Genomic DNA, 234 nt, shown 5'->3' on the forward strand with positions numbered 1-234 from the left:
ATACTGTTTATACTAGCGAATTTAAATTATCTGTTTTAAAATTTAGACAAGAAAATATGTTGTCTTATCAAGATACTGCGAATCACTTTAGAATTATTAATCCTATTATCATTGCCAATTGGCAACATCAATTTGATGAAAAGTGTCGTCTTGATATAGATAATAAACAAAAGGGACGATCTCACACTATGACTAAAAAACGAGCTAAATCAGATAATAAAAATTTACCTTTAA

Annotated in this window: 1 pseudogene; it reads left to right on the forward strand. The window is 26.9% G+C overall.

The window, feature by feature from the left end:
- Positions 1–234: pseudogene (locus tag LQ693_RS13625) on the forward strand (helix-turn-helix domain-containing protein); the annotation flags it as partial.

The sequence above is a fragment of the Mammaliicoccus sp. B-M6 genome, from assembly GCF_022386965.1.
Taxonomy (GTDB): Bacteria; Bacillota; Bacilli; order Staphylococcales; family Staphylococcaceae; genus Mammaliicoccus; species Mammaliicoccus sciuri_A.